14 protein-coding genes are annotated in these 15,685 nt (G+C 60.6%); 7 read left to right on the top strand and 7 right to left on the bottom strand.

From position 1 onward, the window contains the following. Window positions 1–4: 4 nt before the first annotated feature. The gene (locus tag M2360_RS12160; RefSeq protein ID WP_280775397.1) at window positions 5–529 is read right to left on the bottom strand and encodes a TIGR00645 family protein; all 525 of its coding nucleotides are present in this window, start codon (window positions 527–529) and stop codon (window positions 5–7) included. A 34-nt stretch (window positions 530–563) separates the two neighbouring features. Then, window positions 564–713 (bottom strand): hypothetical protein, encoded by a 150-nt coding sequence (locus M2360_RS12155; protein ID WP_280775396.1) that lies wholly within the window; start codon window positions 711–713, stop codon window positions 564–566. A 139-nt stretch (window positions 714–852) separates the two neighbouring features. Between M2360_RS12155 and M2360_RS12150 the strand changes: the two genes are divergently transcribed. Both M2360_RS12150 and M2360_RS12145 read left to right on the top strand, forming a co-directional pair. Further along, the gene (locus tag M2360_RS12150) at window positions 853–1,683 is read left to right on the top strand and encodes a hypothetical protein (protein ID WP_280775395.1); all 831 of its coding nucleotides are present in this window, start codon (window positions 853–855) and stop codon (window positions 1,681–1,683) included. A gap of 174 nt (window positions 1,684–1,857) precedes the next feature. Continuing rightward, entirely contained in the window at window positions 1,858–3,537 is a 1,680-nt protein-coding gene (locus M2360_RS12145; RefSeq protein WP_280775394.1) for a formate--tetrahydrofolate ligase, read from the top strand. A gap of 24 nt (window positions 3,538–3,561) precedes the next feature. On the opposite strand, the gene M2360_RS12140 is transcribed toward M2360_RS12145, so the two are convergent. Next, window positions 3,562–5,367: a methyl-accepting chemotaxis protein gene (locus tag M2360_RS12140; protein ID WP_280775393.1), complete on the bottom strand. Its 1,806-nt coding sequence runs from the start codon at window positions 5,365–5,367 to the stop codon at window positions 3,562–3,564. A 398-nt stretch (window positions 5,368–5,765) separates the two neighbouring features. Here M2360_RS12140 and M2360_RS12135 point away from each other — a divergent pair, with 398 nt between their 5' ends. Beyond that, window positions 5,766–7,955, top strand: a complete 2,190-nt coding sequence (locus M2360_RS12135; RefSeq protein WP_280775392.1) for an anthranilate synthase — start codon at window positions 5,766–5,768, stop codon at window positions 7,953–7,955. A 54-nt stretch (window positions 7,956–8,009) separates the two neighbouring features. Here M2360_RS12135 and M2360_RS12130 read toward each other — a convergent pair whose 3' ends face one another. Both M2360_RS12130 and M2360_RS12125 read right to left on the bottom strand, forming a co-directional pair. After that, window positions 8,010–8,318 carry a HigA family addiction module antitoxin gene (locus tag M2360_RS12130; RefSeq protein WP_280775472.1) on the bottom strand — a complete coding sequence of 103 codons (309 nt, stop codon included), beginning with the start codon at window positions 8,316–8,318 and terminating at the stop codon, window positions 8,010–8,012. A gap of 308 nt (window positions 8,319–8,626) precedes the next feature. Further along, on the bottom strand, window positions 8,627–9,958 hold the full coding sequence (locus M2360_RS12125) for an MFS transporter (protein WP_280775391.1): 1,332 nt from the start codon (window positions 9,956–9,958) through the stop codon (window positions 8,627–8,629). Window positions 9,959–10,781: 823 nt separating this feature from the next. On the opposite strand from M2360_RS12125, the gene M2360_RS12120 reads away from it, so the two are divergent. Beyond that, window positions 10,782–11,696: a cation diffusion facilitator family transporter gene (locus M2360_RS12120; RefSeq protein WP_280775390.1), complete on the top strand. Its 915-nt coding sequence runs from the start codon at window positions 10,782–10,784 to the stop codon at window positions 11,694–11,696. Continuing rightward, on the top strand, window positions 11,696–12,160 hold the full coding sequence (gene queF, locus M2360_RS12115; RefSeq protein WP_280775389.1) for a preQ(1) synthase: 465 nt from the start codon (window positions 11,696–11,698) through the stop codon (window positions 12,158–12,160). Before M2360_RS12120 ends, queF begins: the two co-directional genes overlap by 1 nt. Before the next feature lie 56 nt (window positions 12,161–12,216). On the opposite strand, the gene M2360_RS12110 is transcribed toward queF, so the two are convergent. Together M2360_RS12110 and M2360_RS12105 are read right to left on the bottom strand one after the other, a co-directional pair. Further along, window positions 12,217–12,987, bottom strand: a complete 771-nt coding sequence (locus M2360_RS12110; RefSeq protein WP_280775388.1) for a DUF2076 domain-containing protein — start codon at window positions 12,985–12,987, stop codon at window positions 12,217–12,219. 145 nt (window positions 12,988–13,132) lie between these two features. Beyond that, window positions 13,133–13,720 (bottom strand): HupE/UreJ family protein, encoded by a 588-nt coding sequence (locus M2360_RS12105; RefSeq protein WP_280775387.1) that lies wholly within the window; start codon window positions 13,718–13,720, stop codon window positions 13,133–13,135. A gap of 295 nt (window positions 13,721–14,015) precedes the next feature. Between M2360_RS12105 and M2360_RS12100 the strand changes: the two genes are divergently transcribed. Together M2360_RS12100 and M2360_RS12095 are read left to right on the top strand one after the other, a co-directional pair. Then, window positions 14,016–14,603 (top strand): ATP-dependent Clp protease proteolytic subunit, encoded by a 588-nt coding sequence (locus M2360_RS12100; protein WP_280775386.1) that lies wholly within the window; start codon window positions 14,016–14,018, stop codon window positions 14,601–14,603. A gap of 146 nt (window positions 14,604–14,749) precedes the next feature. Next, window positions 14,750–15,655 (top strand): alpha/beta fold hydrolase, encoded by a 906-nt coding sequence (locus M2360_RS12095; protein WP_280775385.1) that lies wholly within the window; start codon window positions 14,750–14,752, stop codon window positions 15,653–15,655. Window positions 15,656–15,685: the final 30 nt, after the last annotated feature.

Genomic DNA, 15,685 nt, shown 5'->3' with positions numbered 1-15,685 from the left:
TCGGTCAGAGCGCCGGGCTTTCATTCTGTCCCGCCTTGTCTTTTTTCGACAGCCTTTCCAGGACGCCGAGCATCAACGCCGACACAACGAAGGCGATGTGGATCAAGGTGAGAAGAGCGAGCTTCCAATTGTCATATTGATTGGCGTTGAGAAACACCTGCAGCAAGTGAATTGATGAAATCGCGACGATCGAGGAGGCGACCTTGATCTTCAGGCTGCCGGCGTCGAGCTTTCCGAGAAATGACACTTCGTCGCTGGCCCCATCGAACCGGCTCACGAAGTTTTCGTAGCCAGAAATCATCACCATGACGATCAGGCTCGCCACCAGAGCTGCGTCGATCAAGCCCAGCATCGCCAGGATCATCTCGGATTCGCCCAGGTTGAAGACATTCACCGTCACCTTCCAGAACTTATAGGCGAAGGAAACCGCATAGACGGCAAGCGCGGCGACGAGGCCAAGATAGAAGACGACAAGAATCCATCGACTGGACAGGATGATCTTCTCGATGATCAATTCCAACGATTTCATGGCCGGCCTCGCGCTTGTCGTTTGGTCAATGTCTTCAGGCGCGTCGGTCATACTCCGGCAATGCGGTGTTTCGCAATGCGGCAAGCGCGCCACGATCGAAAGAAAAATGCGCAATCGGGTTCGGAGCGCCTTGCGCGACGCCGGTCTTGCCGCCAATTCTGAGCGGCAACAGCGTGGTGGTCAATTCTATGTCTCTGTGGTTTCATGGCGGACCAACCGGTCGTCTCTGGACGTGCTTTGTCCTGGCGATAGCGTTCGGCTGCGCCGCCAATGCCGGCGACCGCGGGCAAGGCGCCACTCTGCCGGCTCTTTTTGAGCGTCCGATGAATTTCGTTATCGTCAGGTCCGGCGCGGGATATTGCGAGCCGGTCTGCCCCGAATGGATCTATGGCGAAGGCCAGATTGTGCCGGAAACTCCCGCCGCGTTCAAAAAAGCCTTGAAGCAGGCCGGCGACCGGCGATTGCCGCTGATCCTCACTTCGCCGGGCGGAGATGTCGACGCTGCAATGGCCCTCGGTCGGCTCATCCGCAAGAACGCTGTTTCGGTGGAAGTCGGCTATACCCGCTTTGTCACCTGTCGACCGACGGACGACGCCTGCAAGCCCGATGGCGCGCGCGACGGCGAATATTACGGGACTGTGGCGGTTGCTGGCTCGTTCTGCTGGTCGGCCTGCCCGATCGCGCTCGCGGGCGGCGAAAAACGCTTTTCCAGCCATTGGTCCTATACCGGCGTGCACCAGGTCACCACCGTCTATCAGCGCCAGAAGATCTATTACAAGGAGCGCTATGAAATCGTCGACGGCAAGAGGAAGGTGGTAAGCCGCGAGGAAATCCGCCGAAAGAACATCGGGCCCAAAAGCAGCACCAGGATGCCAAAGTCCACTCGCAAGGCGCTGACGGCCTATCTGAAGGATATGGGCGTCGACCGGGTATTTCTCGATCTCATGCAGTCGGCGACGCCGGACAAGATCCGGACGCTTGAACCTGTCGAGATGCTGAAGATCGGACTGATCACCGAACTCTCCTCCACCGATATGCTTACGGCGCCGCAGGCCTGCCTGACGCCGGACAGACCCGGCAATTGCATTTTGTTGCCCGCCACTGCGCCGGCCTCCAGCCTGTCGACGCTGGAGCCTGTCGACGAGCCGATCTGATCTGGTTCCTATATTTCGCGCATAAAATGGAAAATGTCGCAAATGGAATAGGCTTCGGCCCTTTCGAGGGCGGCGGCCGGCTCGTTTTGCCGATTTACTGACAGGTGTCCCCGCGCCGAGGAGGAAGGCGCGCGGGCTTATGGCAAATCAATCCGAACGGGAGGCGGAGTGTTTATGGCCGACGTGAAATCCGACATCGAAATTGCGCGAGGCGCGAAGAAACGTCCGATCCAGGAGATCGGCGCGAAACTGGGAATAGCGACTGAAGATCTGATGCCCTATGGGCATGACAAGGCCAAGGTTTCCGCCGATTTCATTGCGCGGGTCAAAGACAAGCCCAATGGTAAGTTGGTGCTGGTGACCGCCATCAATCCGACGCCGGCGGGCGAGGGCAAGACCACCACCACCGTGGGATTGGGCGACGGGCTCAACCGCATCGGCAAGACAGCAGTGGTCTGTATCCGCGAGGCTTCGCTCGGCCCCTGTTTCGGGGTCAAGGGCGGCGCGGCTGGCGGCGGCTATGCGCAGGTCGTTCCCATGGAGGACATGAACCTGCATTTCACCGGCGATTTCCATGCCATCACCTCGGCGCATAACCTGCTTTCGGCGCTGATCGACAACCATATCTATTGGGGCAACGAGCAGGGCATCGACATCAGGCGCATCGCCTGGCGGCGGGTGATGGACATGAATGATCGGGCGCTTCGCCAGATCGTCGCCTCGCTCGGCGGCGTCGCCAATGGCTATCCGCGCGAAACCGGCTTCGACATCACTGTCGCTTCGGAAGTCATGGCCATTCTCTGTCTGTCGACCGATCTCAAGGATCTCGAAAAACGGCTTGGCGACATCATCATCGGCTATCGTCGCGACAAGAGCCCGGTTTTTGCCCGCGATATCAAAGCGGATGGAGCGATGACGGTGCTGCTCAAGGACGCGATGCAGCCCAATCTGGTGCAGACGCTGGAAAACAATCCCGCCTTCGTACATGGCGGCCCCTTCGCCAATATCGCCCATGGCTGCAATTCCGTTGTTGCGACCACCACGGCGCTCAAGCTTGCGGACTATGTCGTGACCGAAGCCGGTTTCGGGGCCGATCTTGGCGCCGAAAAATTCTTCGACATCAAATGCCGCAAGGCGGGCCTGAAGCCGGATGCGGCGGTGATTGTCGCCACCGCGCGGGCGATGAAAATGAATGGCGGCGTCAAGAAGGACGATCTTGGCGTCGAAAACGTCGCCGCCGTGCAGAAGGGCTGCGCCAATCTCGGCCGGCATGTGCAGAACGTCAAGAAATTCGGCGTTCCGGTGGTGGTCGGCATCAACCATTTCATCTCGGACACCGAGGCCGAGATCAAGGCGATCCAGGATTATGTCGCCACACTCGGCGTCGAAGCGATCCTCTGCAAGCACTGGGCGCAGGGCTCGGCGGGGATCGAGGATCTGGCGCGGAAAGTGGTCGAGCTCGCCGAAGGCGGCCAGTCGCAATTCGCCCCGCTTTACCCCGACGACATGCCGCTGTTCGAAAAGATCGAGCGGATCGCCAAATCGATCTATCACGCCGGCGAGGTGACGGCCGACAAATCTGTGCGCGACCAACTCCGGACCTGGGAGGCGCAGGGCTACGGAAAACTGCCGGTCTGCATGGCCAAGACGCAATATTCCTTCTCCACCGATCCCAGCCTGCGCGGTGCGCCGGAAGGGCATGTGGTGAATGTGCGCGAAGTCCGGCTGTCGGCGGGCGCTGGTTTCGTGGTCGCCATCACCGGCGAGATCATGACCATGCCCGGTCTGCCGAAATCGCCGTCGTCGGAGCGGATCTATCTCAACGAACAGGGATATATCGAAGGGCTGTTCTGATCCCGGCCGCGGCGGCGGGGCGGTTCACGCCGCCCGTTTCGCCGTACGCGGCTCGTCGGACACGAACTGGCCGACGAGCGCAACGAGTTCGGTGACTTCGTCGGCGAGCGAATGGGTGGCGGCGGTGGTCTCCTCAACCATGCTGGCGTTCTGCTGGGTCAGTTGATCGATCTGGTTGACGGCGGCATTGACCTCTTCGAGGATCCGCGCCTGGTCCGTCGACCCCTGGGCAATGTCGTCCATGTCCTGGACGATGTCGCCGATATCGGCCTCAATCGTCTTGAGAGCCTCGCCTGTCCGGCTGACCAGATCGACGCCACCCTTCACCTCGCTCGACGAGCGGGCGATCAGTTCGTTGATCTCCTTGGCTGCCTTCGCCGAACGCTGCGCCAGTTCCCGCACTTCCTGGGCGACGACGGCGAAGCCCTTGCCGGCGTCGCCGGCGCGGGCCGCCTCAACACCGGCGTTCAGAGCGAGCAGATTGGTCTGAAAGGCGATCTCGTCGATCACGCCGGTGATGGAACTGATTTGGCTGGACGCCTCTTCGATCCTGCTCATGGCGATGATGGCGTCTTGAACGATGCGCGAGGACTGGTTGACGTTGTGGCGGGCATGGCTGCTTCTGGTCTTTGTTCTGTTCGTCATCTCCTGGGCGGATCGGATGCGTTGGGTGATCTGCTTGACGGCCGAGGACGTTTCCTCAAGCGTCGCCGCTTGTTGCTCGGTGCGCCGCGAGAGATCGTCCGAGGAGCCTTCCAGGGCCGCCGTGTTGGCTCTGATCTCATCCGATTTGACCAGGACGCGGCGCATGGTCAGTTGGAAGACGTCCAGCGACTTGTTGAAGTTCTGCTGAAGCAGTTCGAATTCAACGGGAAAGCGCGTGTCGATCTTGGTGTGGATGTCAAAGCGCGACAGTCGTTCGAGCGCCCCGCCGAGCGTATCCACCACCACGCGCAGCGCGCCAGCGGCCTGAAGCTCGCGCGCGAGACGATCGGCGCGTTCCCGGTTTTCGGCCTCCGTCTGGGCAAGCTTGTCATGAAGCAGTCGGCGTCTTTCCAGGATGGCCTCGCGGAAATGGGCGAGCGCGCGGGCCATGTCGCCTACTTCGTCCGCGCGTTCGGTGTGCAGCGGCTTGGCCTCGTATTCGCCCTTTTGCAGCGCGCTCATACAGCGACCCATATCCCGCATCGGGTCGATGCTGCGCCGCTTGAACATCCAGAGCCCCCCGATGAGGACGAGAAACGCGAAGAAGGATACCCCGTACACAAGCAACTGCAGGTCCCGCGCGGTCTTGGCTGCGCCACTTTCGACGACCTTCATATAGGCGTTCGAAATACCCACCAGTTTTTCCACCGCCGCGCGTTGGGCGATGAAGTCTTCACGCAGCCTGGAAAGATCGGCTGGCTTGCCGCCTTGGGCCGCGCTCAGCGCCGGCAACACGTCGTTGCGCATGGTCGCCCAGAACACATCGCTGGCCGGCTGTAGTTCGGAGTCGAGCGTGGCGCGAATGTCGCTCGGCAGGTCCTTCTTTTTCCACACGTCCACGCGCTCGCGGTAGCTGCTTTCAAGTCGTCCGATCTGCTCGATATTCACTGCTGCGGTTTCTGTGTGGTTGGCCGCTTCGGTTGCGAGGAGGTATGCCTCAATCAGAAACATCGGCGGAGGCAAGATGTCGGCCACCAGATCCTTGGCGTCGACAACCCGCTCATATTCCGGCCCTTCGACCCGCAATTTGTTCAGCGCGTAGATCTGAATCGCCATGGCGAAGCCAAAAACAACGAACAGCAGGAAGCCAAACGCCGCAAGGGTTTGCGTGAGGTTTATGCGCATGGGAGCTCCGGACGGTGGATATCTTTATATGCGGCAACACTAAATCAACAATTAGTTACCGCTTGCATAATATGTAGTTCTAAATTGTATTCAGGTGGGAAGTGAATGGCGGCGTCATGAATCCCCGGACGATTTCCGATTTTGTCTCTTTTTTCCATTATTTGGATGATGGACGTCTGAGGCCGACGCTGATCGGGGGAGGGGCTTGTCTTGCCCGGAGCTTCAGGCTATCAGTTTGGTCATGAAAACGTCTGTGATCATGGCTATCTGGTGGTGGGCTCGCTGAAAACGCGGCCTCGGATCGTCATGTGAAAAGACAAGACCACGAAGCCGCCCGGAAAGAGGCGGCTTTTTTCATATCCGGGCCGCGCTCGACCGGGCCTAAACGGAGAGAAAGAATGGGAACGCGCATACTGGAAGACGGCTCGGAGCAATATGTGACAAAAGGCGGAGTGACCATCACTCGCAGCCGTCGCGAGACCTCCTATGCCGACGCGATCGACTCCTATGTCGAAAAGCTCGATGAGCGCCGCGGCGCCGTCCTGTCTTCCAATTACGAATATCCGGGCCGCTACACCCGCTGGGACGTGGCGGTCTGCGATCCGCCGCTCTGCATATCCTCCTTCGGCCGCTCTGTCTGGCTCGAAGCCTATAACGAGCGCGGCGAAGTGCTGCTCGACATCATCGCCGACGAATTGGCCGGAGTAGAGGATCTGACGTTGGGCGCGCGGACCAACCGCAGGCTAGACCTCACCGTGAACCCGCCCTCGCGTGTGTTCACTGAGGAGGAGCGGTCGAAAATGCCGACGGTCTTCACCGTGCTGCGCGCCATCACCGGCCTGTTCCATTCCGCCGAGGATTCCTCGATCGGCCTTTACGGCGCCTTTGGCTACGATCTCGCCTTCCAGTTCGACGCCATTGACCTCAAGCTCAAGCGGCCTGATGACCAGCGCGACATGGTGCTGTTTCTGCCCGACGAGATCCTCGTGGTCGACAATTACTCCGCCAAGGCCTGGATCGACCGCTACGAATATACGCTTGGCGACCGGACGACGGTCGGCAAGGCGGGCGACATCCCGTCGGATCCATTCGTGCAGACCGACACGATCCCGCCGCGCGGCGATCATCGAACCGGCGAATATGCCGATCTCGTCAAGCACGCCAAGAAGAGTTTTCAGCGCGGTGACCTGTTTGAGGTTGTGCCGGGACAGAAATTCATGGAGCGCTGCGATTCCAAGCCGTCCGCGATCGCGCGGCGGCTGAAGGCGATCAATCCGTCGCCCTATTCCTTTTTCATCAATCTCGGCAATCAGGAATATCTGGTGGGCGCATCGCCGGAAATGTTCGTGCGCGTGTCGGGCCGCCGTATCGAGACCTGCCCGATCTCCGGCACGATCAAGCGTGGTGACGACGCGATTTCGGATTCCGAGCAGATCCTCAAGCTGCTCAATTCCAAGAAGGACGAGTCCGAACTGACCATGTGCTCGGACGTGGATCGCAACGACAAGAGCCGGGTCTGCGAACCGAGCTCCGTCAAGGTCATCGGCCGCCGGCAGATCGAGATGTATTCGCGGCTCATCCACACGGTCGACCATATCGAAGGCCGGTTGCGCGACGATATGGACGCTTTCGACGGCTTCCTCAGCCATGCCTGGGCCGTTACCGTCACGGGCGCGCCGAAGCTTTGGGCGATGCGCTTCATCGAGGCGCATGAGAAGAGCCCGCGCGTGTGGTATGGCGGCGCGATCGGCTGGGTCGGCTTCAATGGCGACATGAACACCGGTCTGACGCTGCGCACCATCCGGATCAAGGACGGGATCGCCGAGGTGCGCGCCGGCGCGACGCTGCTCTACGATTCCATTCCGGAAGAAGAAGAGGCGGAAACGGAACTCAAGGCGTCCGCGATGATCGCCGCCATCCGCGACGCCAAGACAGGGAATTCCGCCATGACCAAGCGCGATGTCGCCAAAGTCGGCCAGGGGGTCAATATCCTGCTGGTCGATCACGAAGATTCCTTCGTGCATACGCTCGCAAATTACTTCCGCCAGACGGGCGCGACGGTCTCCACCGTGCGCACGCCGGTGCCGGAAGAGGTGTTTGACCGGATGAACCCTGACCTCGTGGTGCTGTCGCCCGGACCCGGCTCGCCGTCGGATTTCGATTGCAAGGCGACGATCAAGAAGGCGAGGGCGCGCAACTTGCCGATCTTCGGCGTCTGCCTGGGGCTGCAGGCGCTGGCCGAGGCCTATGGCGGCGAACTCCGCCATCTCGCCATTCCCATGCATGGCAAACCGTCGCGAATCCGCGTGCTCGAGCCCGGCGTGGTGTTCTCCGGCCTCGGCAAGGAAGTCACTGTCGGCCGCTATCACTCGATCTTTGCCGATCCCTCGACGCTCAACCGCGATTTCATCATCACGGCCGAAAGCGAAGACGGCACGATCATGGGCATCGAGCACACCAAGGAGCCGGTGGCGGCGGTGCAGTTCCACCCGGAATCGATCATGACGCTCGGCTCCGAAGCCGGCATGCGGATGATCGAGAATGTCGTGGCGCATCTGGCCAAGCGCGCCAAGGTGAAGGCGGCCTGAGATCATTCAAATCAGGTGCGCTACCTTTTCGGTAGCGCGCCCGTGACGTGAAGATTAGGCGACGCGCGGCTCGATCGTCGCCAATTCGCTTTCGATCTGCCGTCGCCGCTGCATGAGGTCGAAATCAGTTTGAAGACCGAGGAAGAAACCTTCCGACATGCCGAAATAGCGAGCCAGCCGAAGATCCGTGTCGGCGGTGACCGCGCGCCTGCCCAGCACGATTTCGTTGATCCGCCGCGGTGGCACTTTCAACGCTTTCGCTAGCGCATTCTGACTGAGGGCCATCGGTTCCAGAAAGTCCTCGCGCAGGATGTTTCCAGGATGTGGATTGCGCAGCAAGGCGGTTGTCTCTGTCGCTGCCATGTTTTTCACTCCCACCGGGTCCATGGTCTCACCTGCAAAAGGTAGCGTGATGCGCTGGAACTCACAAGTCACGCACTCACGGCTTTCCCGCCCCATCGATCCACACCGTTCTCCAGTCCCACCCTTCACCCACATCGTAAATCCAACCATTTCCATCAATGCGAAACCGCGCGCTGGCCCGTCCTGCGCGCGGTCTGACGTTGATGGAGTTGGATTTTTGCAAATCACTCGCATTCGCGGAAGGGAATGCGAAGGAAAGAGCGGCATGACTGTCCGAATGGCTTCTGGGTCATGCCGCTGCTATCGGTTTACGTCGAAGACGGGCCTTTCAACGCGGGGCCGATCGAGAACGCCGTGATCGCGGACAGCAACATGAAGCCTCCGACGATGAACATCGGCATCTCGTAGAGCCCCGTCGCGTCCTTGACGGCGCCGGTGATGAACGGGGCGGCGAAGCCGGCGATATTGCCGATCGTATTGATGAAGGCAATGCCGGCGGCTGCGCCGGCGCCCGTCAGAAAGCGTGTCGGCAGCGACCAGAAATTCGGCAGGGCAGCGAAGATCGAGCAAGCCGTGATGGTCACGACGATGATGGTCGCTTCCGGAGACGACATCAGCAGCGCCAGGGGAATGCTTGCCGCGCCGATCAGGGCCGGAAGTCCGACATGCCAGATCCTGACGCCGCGTTTCGTCGCATCGGAACTCCAGAAATAGAGCACGATGGCGGCGGGAAGATAGGGGATTGCCGTGATCAGGCCCTTATCGAACACGTCGAATTTCGTTCCGAATTTGGCTTCGAAGCCGGCGATAATCGTGGGCAGGAAGAAAGCCAGCGCATACAGTCCATAGATCAGGCCGAAGTAAATGCCTGACAGGAGCCAGACGCGCGCATCCTTGAGCGCTGCCAGCGGGCTATGACTGCGCGCGGACGCCTTTTTGGAATCCTCGTTCGCCAGGGCATTGTTCAGCCATGTTTTCTCTTCGGCGGTCAGCCATGTCGCATCGTTGGGGGTGTCAGGCAGATAGAACCATGTCACGATGCCGACGATCACCGCTGGCACGGACACGCCGAGGAACATCACGCGCCAGCCTTCGAGGCCCATGAAGCCATGCGCCTCGATCAGCAGCGATGCGAAGGGTGCGCCGATGACCGTGGTGAGCGGTTGGGCGATGTAGAACAGCGCAAGTATCTTGGCGCGATGTCGACCTGGCACCCAGGTGCTCAGATATAGGATGGCGCCCGGGAAGAAGCCCGCCTCGGCGACGCCGAGAAAGAAGCGCAGCGCATAGAGGCCGTTGATGCTGCTGACCCAGGTGAACAACAGCGCGACGATGCCCCAGGTGATCATGATCCGTGACAGCCACCGGCGCGCGCCAAAGCGATGCAGCGCCAGATTGCTCGGAATCTCCAGGATGATGTAGCCGAAGAAGAAGACGCCCGCAGCAAAGCCGAATTGGGCTGCCGTCATGGCGAGGTCTGTTGTCATGCCGTTGGGACCGGCAAAGGAAATTGCCGTGCGGTCCAGGTAGTTGATGAAAAACATCAATGCGATAAAGGGCACCAGACGAATTGAGATCTTCCTGATCGTCGAGGCCTCGATCCGCCCCGCGTCGGGCGTCTGTCGTGATATGCCGTCCATATATTCCTCCCAATTTAAAAAGGCTGCGCACTCGCGTGATGCAAGCGGGGCTCTATCGTTGCCTGAAATCGAGACTCCTCCCCGATGGCGCATCGAGGTTTTGTCAAAAACCTACTAACAGGTCAACTGGTATAATGAGGTGATGAAATTACCATCGGAAATCGAAAGACCCACGCAGATGGTAATGGGAAGAGCCCAGCAACTTACACCAAGTGTCGATGACCGATTGGAGCCGGGAGGGTCGGACAGGGCTTGTGGCGACGTCAAACTGGGCTGGTCGCCCACGAATAGAAGCCAGTATCGATGGCGGGCTCTGACGTCAGGGGATATCCGTTTTGGTCCTGGTTTGCGATGGATGTGGTCGTACTAACAGCACGTTAACGGGGAATTTTGCCTATATGCAGTGCGCTTGCCCAGCACAATAGTTTTAGTCAGCCGCCGCGGCGCTTTCAGCGACGTCGCAAGCGCATTCGGGCTTGAGCGCCAACGGCTCCACAAAGTCCTCGCGCAGCACGTCCAGAGGATGCGGATTGGGGAGCCTGTCCGTTTCCTCTGTCGCCGCCTTGTTGTGATGTCGCCCGTCGGGCGCTCATTGTCTCGCTATTTACGTTTGCGAGACGCATCGGAGCTGACATGGAGCGCGTACGGGGCCTGATCGTCCCATATCGATCCATATTGATCTCCAGTCCAGCCCTTGACCCTCATCGCAAATTCACTCATATCCGACATCATCGAAACCGCGCGCTGGCCCGTCCTGCGCGCGGTTTCGCGTTGATGGACTTGAGTTTTTGCAAATCACTCGCATTCGCGGAAGGGGACGGCGATGGAAAAAAGCGACATGACTGTCCGGAGGCTGGCCTTCTGGGGCATTCCGCTGTCTTTCGGCGTGATGGGCCTCAAATTGCTCGCCTGGTATGTGACGGGCTCGGTGGCGCTGCTTTCGGACGGGCTGGAATCGACCGTCAATGTGGTGGCGGCGGTGATGGCCTGGATGGTGGTGGGTTATGCCGCCAAGCCCGCCGACAGCGATCATCCCTTCGGTCATTACAAGGCGGAATATTTCTCCGCTGTCGTCGAGGGCGTGTTGATCGTCGTGGCGGCGCTGCTGATCGTCAACGAGGCGGCTCCGCATCTCTTTGCGTCGAGCCTGCCGGAAGCCCCGGCGCTTGGTCTCACGATCAACGCCATCGCCGCCGTCATCAACGCCGTCTGGGCGGGCGTGTTGATCCGCGCCGGCCGCACGCATCGGTCGCCGGCGCTGAAGGCGGATGGCGAGCATATCTGGTCGGACGTGGTCACCTCGGTGGGCGTGCTGATCGGCCTCGTTCTCGCAATCGTCACGGGCTATGGCATTCTCGATCCGATCATGGCGCTGGTCGTGTCGGTCAACATTCTCTTTCAGGGTTACAAGGTCATCTCGCATTCGGTCTCCGGCCTGATGGATCAGGCGGTCGAGCCGGATGAGGAGGAATCGATCAAGGCGGTGATCGCCAGCCAAGGCTATGGCGCGCTCAATGTGCACCACTTCCGTTCCCGTCGCGCCGGTCGCGCCACCTTTATCGCCTTCGATCTGGTGGTGCCGGCCGCAATGACCGTGGGCGAGGCGCATGAGATCTGCGACCGGCTGGAACGCGGCATCCAGGAGGCCCATCCCGGCGCGCAATGCGTGATTCATGTTGAGCCCGAAAGCGAAAAGTCGCATGGGGTGCGCATCACCATGCAGCAAGGAGCCAAGTAATGCCCACAACCGATGTATCAGGTCTCACCCAGCTCGGCGGCGAACCCCGCGCCTTCGCCAATCCGGAAGAGGCGATTCTCGAAAAAGTGCCGTCCGGCAATCGCGACGCCAATTATGTCGTGCGCTTCGCTGCGCCCGAATTCACCTCGCTCTGCCCGATGACCGGCCAGCCGGATTTCGCCCATATCGTCATCGATTACATTCCCGATGAATGGCTGGTCGAATCCAAGTCGCTAAAACTGTTCCTGGCCTCGTTCCGCAATCACGGCGCCTTTCACGAGGATTGCTCCATCTATATCGCCAAGCGGCTGATCGAGCTCCTCAATCCGAAATGGCTGCGCATCGGCGCCTATTGGTATCCGCGCGGCGGCATTCCGATCGATGTGTTCTGGCAGACCGGCGCGCCGCCCGAAGGCGTCTGGCTGCCCGATCAGGGCGTCGCCCCTTATCGCGGGCGCGGCTGAGTCATATCTCCGACCACCTTGAAGGGCCAGCGCAACTGGCCCTTCAAGTCGGCGCATCAGGCATAGCTGTCGCCGCCATCATCGCTGGCGTCGAACCAGTCGTCACCGTCATTGGACGGGTTGTCCGCCTGCTGGAGGCTGTCATTTCCGACATTGTCGCCGCTATCGTTGAGGAAATAGTTGTTCACCACGGTTTCCTCGACCGGCGTATTGCCGGAACCGAACAGGCCGCCAGTACTGCCAAAATTCGAGCCGAACAGGCCGTTTGAGCCGCCAATATGCGGCGAAAACAGATCCCTCACCGCATCTGCGACCAATACGCCGCCCGCCACGCCGGCGGCTGTCGTCAGCGCGCCGCGCAGAAAGCCGCCGCCTGTAGACGACGGCGCTTGACCCCAGGGGCCGGCCGCCGCCGCATCGCGTCCCCAAGGGCTCGGGGCGGCGGGAGCTGAAGCTCGCTGCGAATTTGAACGGGCGAAATCGTCGTAAAGCTGGCCGGAGCGCTGAGCCTGCGTTTGGCTTTGGCCGCCGCCGAACAGGCCGGAGAGGCCGCCGAGGAACCCGCCACTGGTTTGGTGCGCCGGTTCTGCAGGCTTCTGGCGTTCGAGGTCTGCGATCTGATCCTCAAGCTCCCGGATGCGGCTTGTTAGCGCGTTGAGCGCCTGATCCTGGATGATCACAGCCTGAGCGAGGAAATAGGCCGCGTGCGGCTGTTCCCTGAGGCCACGCTGAATGAGATCTTCTGCTTCGGGATCGCGCGGGGTCGAGGCCGCGCCGCGGGTGCGGGTGAAGAGATCGCTGAGCAGGCTTCTTTCTTCCGGTGACATGTCTGTCTCCTTTCCGGTCTATGCGCCTCGTCACGAGGTAGGACCGGAAAGCGGCGGAAAGAGGCGAGGACGAATTAAATCCTTGTAATGTCGCATGAAAAAGCGGGCCAGAAAGCCCGCTTCAGAGGTGCAAATTCGTGTTTGTTCAGCCGAACATCAGGGCCGCGCCGCCGATCGCGGTCAGTGCGCCGAGCAGGCGACCCGCGACCGCGCTCTTGGCCGAAGCCCATGCGCCGAGCCCAAGGCCAATCGCATGCAGGATGGCTGTGGCGGCCACGAAGCCGACACCGAAGGACAGCGCATCGGCGCCGCCAAGTTCCGCGCCATGCGCGTAGCCATGAAACAGCGCGAAAGCGCCGACAATCACCATGCCGAGCGCCGTCGGCAGTTTCACCGCCAGCGCCACCAGCAGGCCCAAGCCCACGACGGAGGCGAGAATGGCCGGCTCGACGAAGGGCAGGGGCGCGCCCATCAGCGCCAGCGCGAAACCCGCCGCCATCACCGCCACGAAACTCGCGGGCACGGCAAAACGCGCCTTGCCGCCCAGCTGCGAGGCCCACAGGCCCACCGCGATCATCGCCAACATGTGATCCGCGCCGGAAAAGGGATGAAGAATGCCGCTCGCCATCGCGCCATGGGCGAGGGGATCGACATGCGCGAAGGCCGGGGCGGTCATCAGCGCCAACATGGGGCCGGCGGACAGGGCGGCGGCGGCGGAAAAGCGTTTCAACATCATCAGTTCCTCGGTCTTTATATTCGTCTTTGTTGGCCGCCCGTGACGGCGCTCCTCAAAAGACTAGTCCCGATGTTGCAATGCTGTCCATACGGCGTTTGCCGCAGAGCGCCATTCATTGCCGATTTTTTGTCCGGCTCCATGCTTTGCCTGTTTGAGCGGCGCCTGCCGGTCGGTTATTCCGGGGCTTTACCGGCAATTCACCCGTTTCGCGTAATCCGCATTTGTTGCATTGTCTTTCCATGTGAGTCGCCCTATCTCAGGGCTCGGAAAGCTTCGAAATCTGGAGAATTGGATGAACGACGAAGACGACGACAAGGAAAAGAAGACCGAAGCGCCGATGGGCAAGGACATCGAGTCCAATCTCTTCAAGTCGCGATCCATCTTCATCTATGGCGGTATCACCCAGGAGCTGGCCCACAAGGTCTGCGCCCAGCTGGTGGCGCTCGCCGCGGCCAGCGACGACGATATCCGCATCTTCGTCAATTCGCCGGGCGGCCATGTCGAATCGGGCGATTCGATCCACGACATGATCAAGTTCATCAAGCCGAAGGTCTGGATCATTGGCACGGGCTGGGTCGCATCCGCCGGCGCGCTGATCTTTGTCAGCGTGCCCAGGGAACGGCGCCTTTGCCTGACCAACACCCGCTTCCTGCTGCACCAACCCTCGGGCGGCACGCGCGGCATGGCCTCCGACATCGAGATCCAGGCGCGCGAAATCATTCGCATGAATGAGCGCTTGAACCGGATCTTCGCGGCGGCCACCGGCCAATCGGTCGAAAAGATCGCCAAGGACACTGACCGCGATTACTGGCTCTCCGCTGAGGAAGCCAAGGACTATGGTCTGGTTTCGCGCATCATTTCGTCGCAGGCCGACATCTGATTGCTCGTTTCGCAAAACCCCCGGCGCAGCCAGCGCCGGGGGTTTTTCTTTGCCTGTTTCGCGCCACGCTTATGCTGCAATGCGCTTGTATGCGCTCTCAATTCCCCATAACGTCCGGGTGGAATTATCATACTGGAGAAGATGTTATGTCCGTTTCGGCTCTTCGCCGCCCCGCGCCGCGCATCGGAGCTTTCGTCAACGCTGTGATTCACGCCGTCTCTCGTACGGCGCTCGCGGCGGCAATTCTCGCCGGCGCGGCGGGACTGGCGACAGCGGGGGAAACCGTGGTCAATCTGGACGGCGGCATTGTCGCGACCCTCAATATGCCAGATCACACTGCGCCGGTGCCGGCGGTGCTGATGCTGCATGGTTTCGGCAGTTCGCGTGACGAGGTCGGCGGAATGTACAAGCGGGCAGCCACCGCCCTGGCCATGAAGGGCATCGCCTCGCTCCGCATCGACTTTCTCGGCTTCGGCGACAGCGCCGGCGATAGCGGCGACATCACCGTGGATGGCCAGGTTGAACAGGCCAAGGCGGCTTTCGCTTTTCTGAGCGCCAATGCGGACATCGATCCCAAGCGGTTGGGCGTGCTCGGCTTCAGCCTCGGCGGCGGGGTGGCGACGTTGCTCGCGTCCGATCGTCCTTCCGAGGTCAAATCGCTGGTGACCTGGTCGTCGGTGGGCGATTTTGGGCAGGATTTCCGCACGGTGCTCGGGGATAAGGCTTTCGATCGCGCCAAGGAAGACGGCATTGTCGGGTTGGATCTCGGCTTCCGCACCATCGCGCTCAAGCAGGCTTTCTTCGACAGCCTGTCCAAGCGCAAGATCGACGACGCCATCGCCAATTTCCCGGGCGCCTATCTGACCATCACCGGGGCCAAGGATTTCTCGGCTGCCTATTCCGAGCGGTTTGTCGGCCTGGCGAAAAGCCCGACCAAGGAAGTGATGATGATCCCGGATGGCGACCATATCTTCAAGTCGCTCGAGCAGGACCAATCGATGGCGCAAAGCGTGATTGACAAGACGGCGGATTGGTTCTCAAAGACGCTCTGACATCTGCATTTCCTTTTTTATCGGATCACG

The sequence above is a fragment of the Rhizobium sp. SG_E_25_P2 genome (assembly GCF_029892285.1).
Lineage (GTDB): Bacteria > Pseudomonadota > Alphaproteobacteria > Rhizobiales > Rhizobiaceae > Rhizobium_E.
The sequence above is the reverse complement of the archived record's forward strand: the minus strand, read 5'-3'. Positions and strand labels throughout refer to the sequence as shown.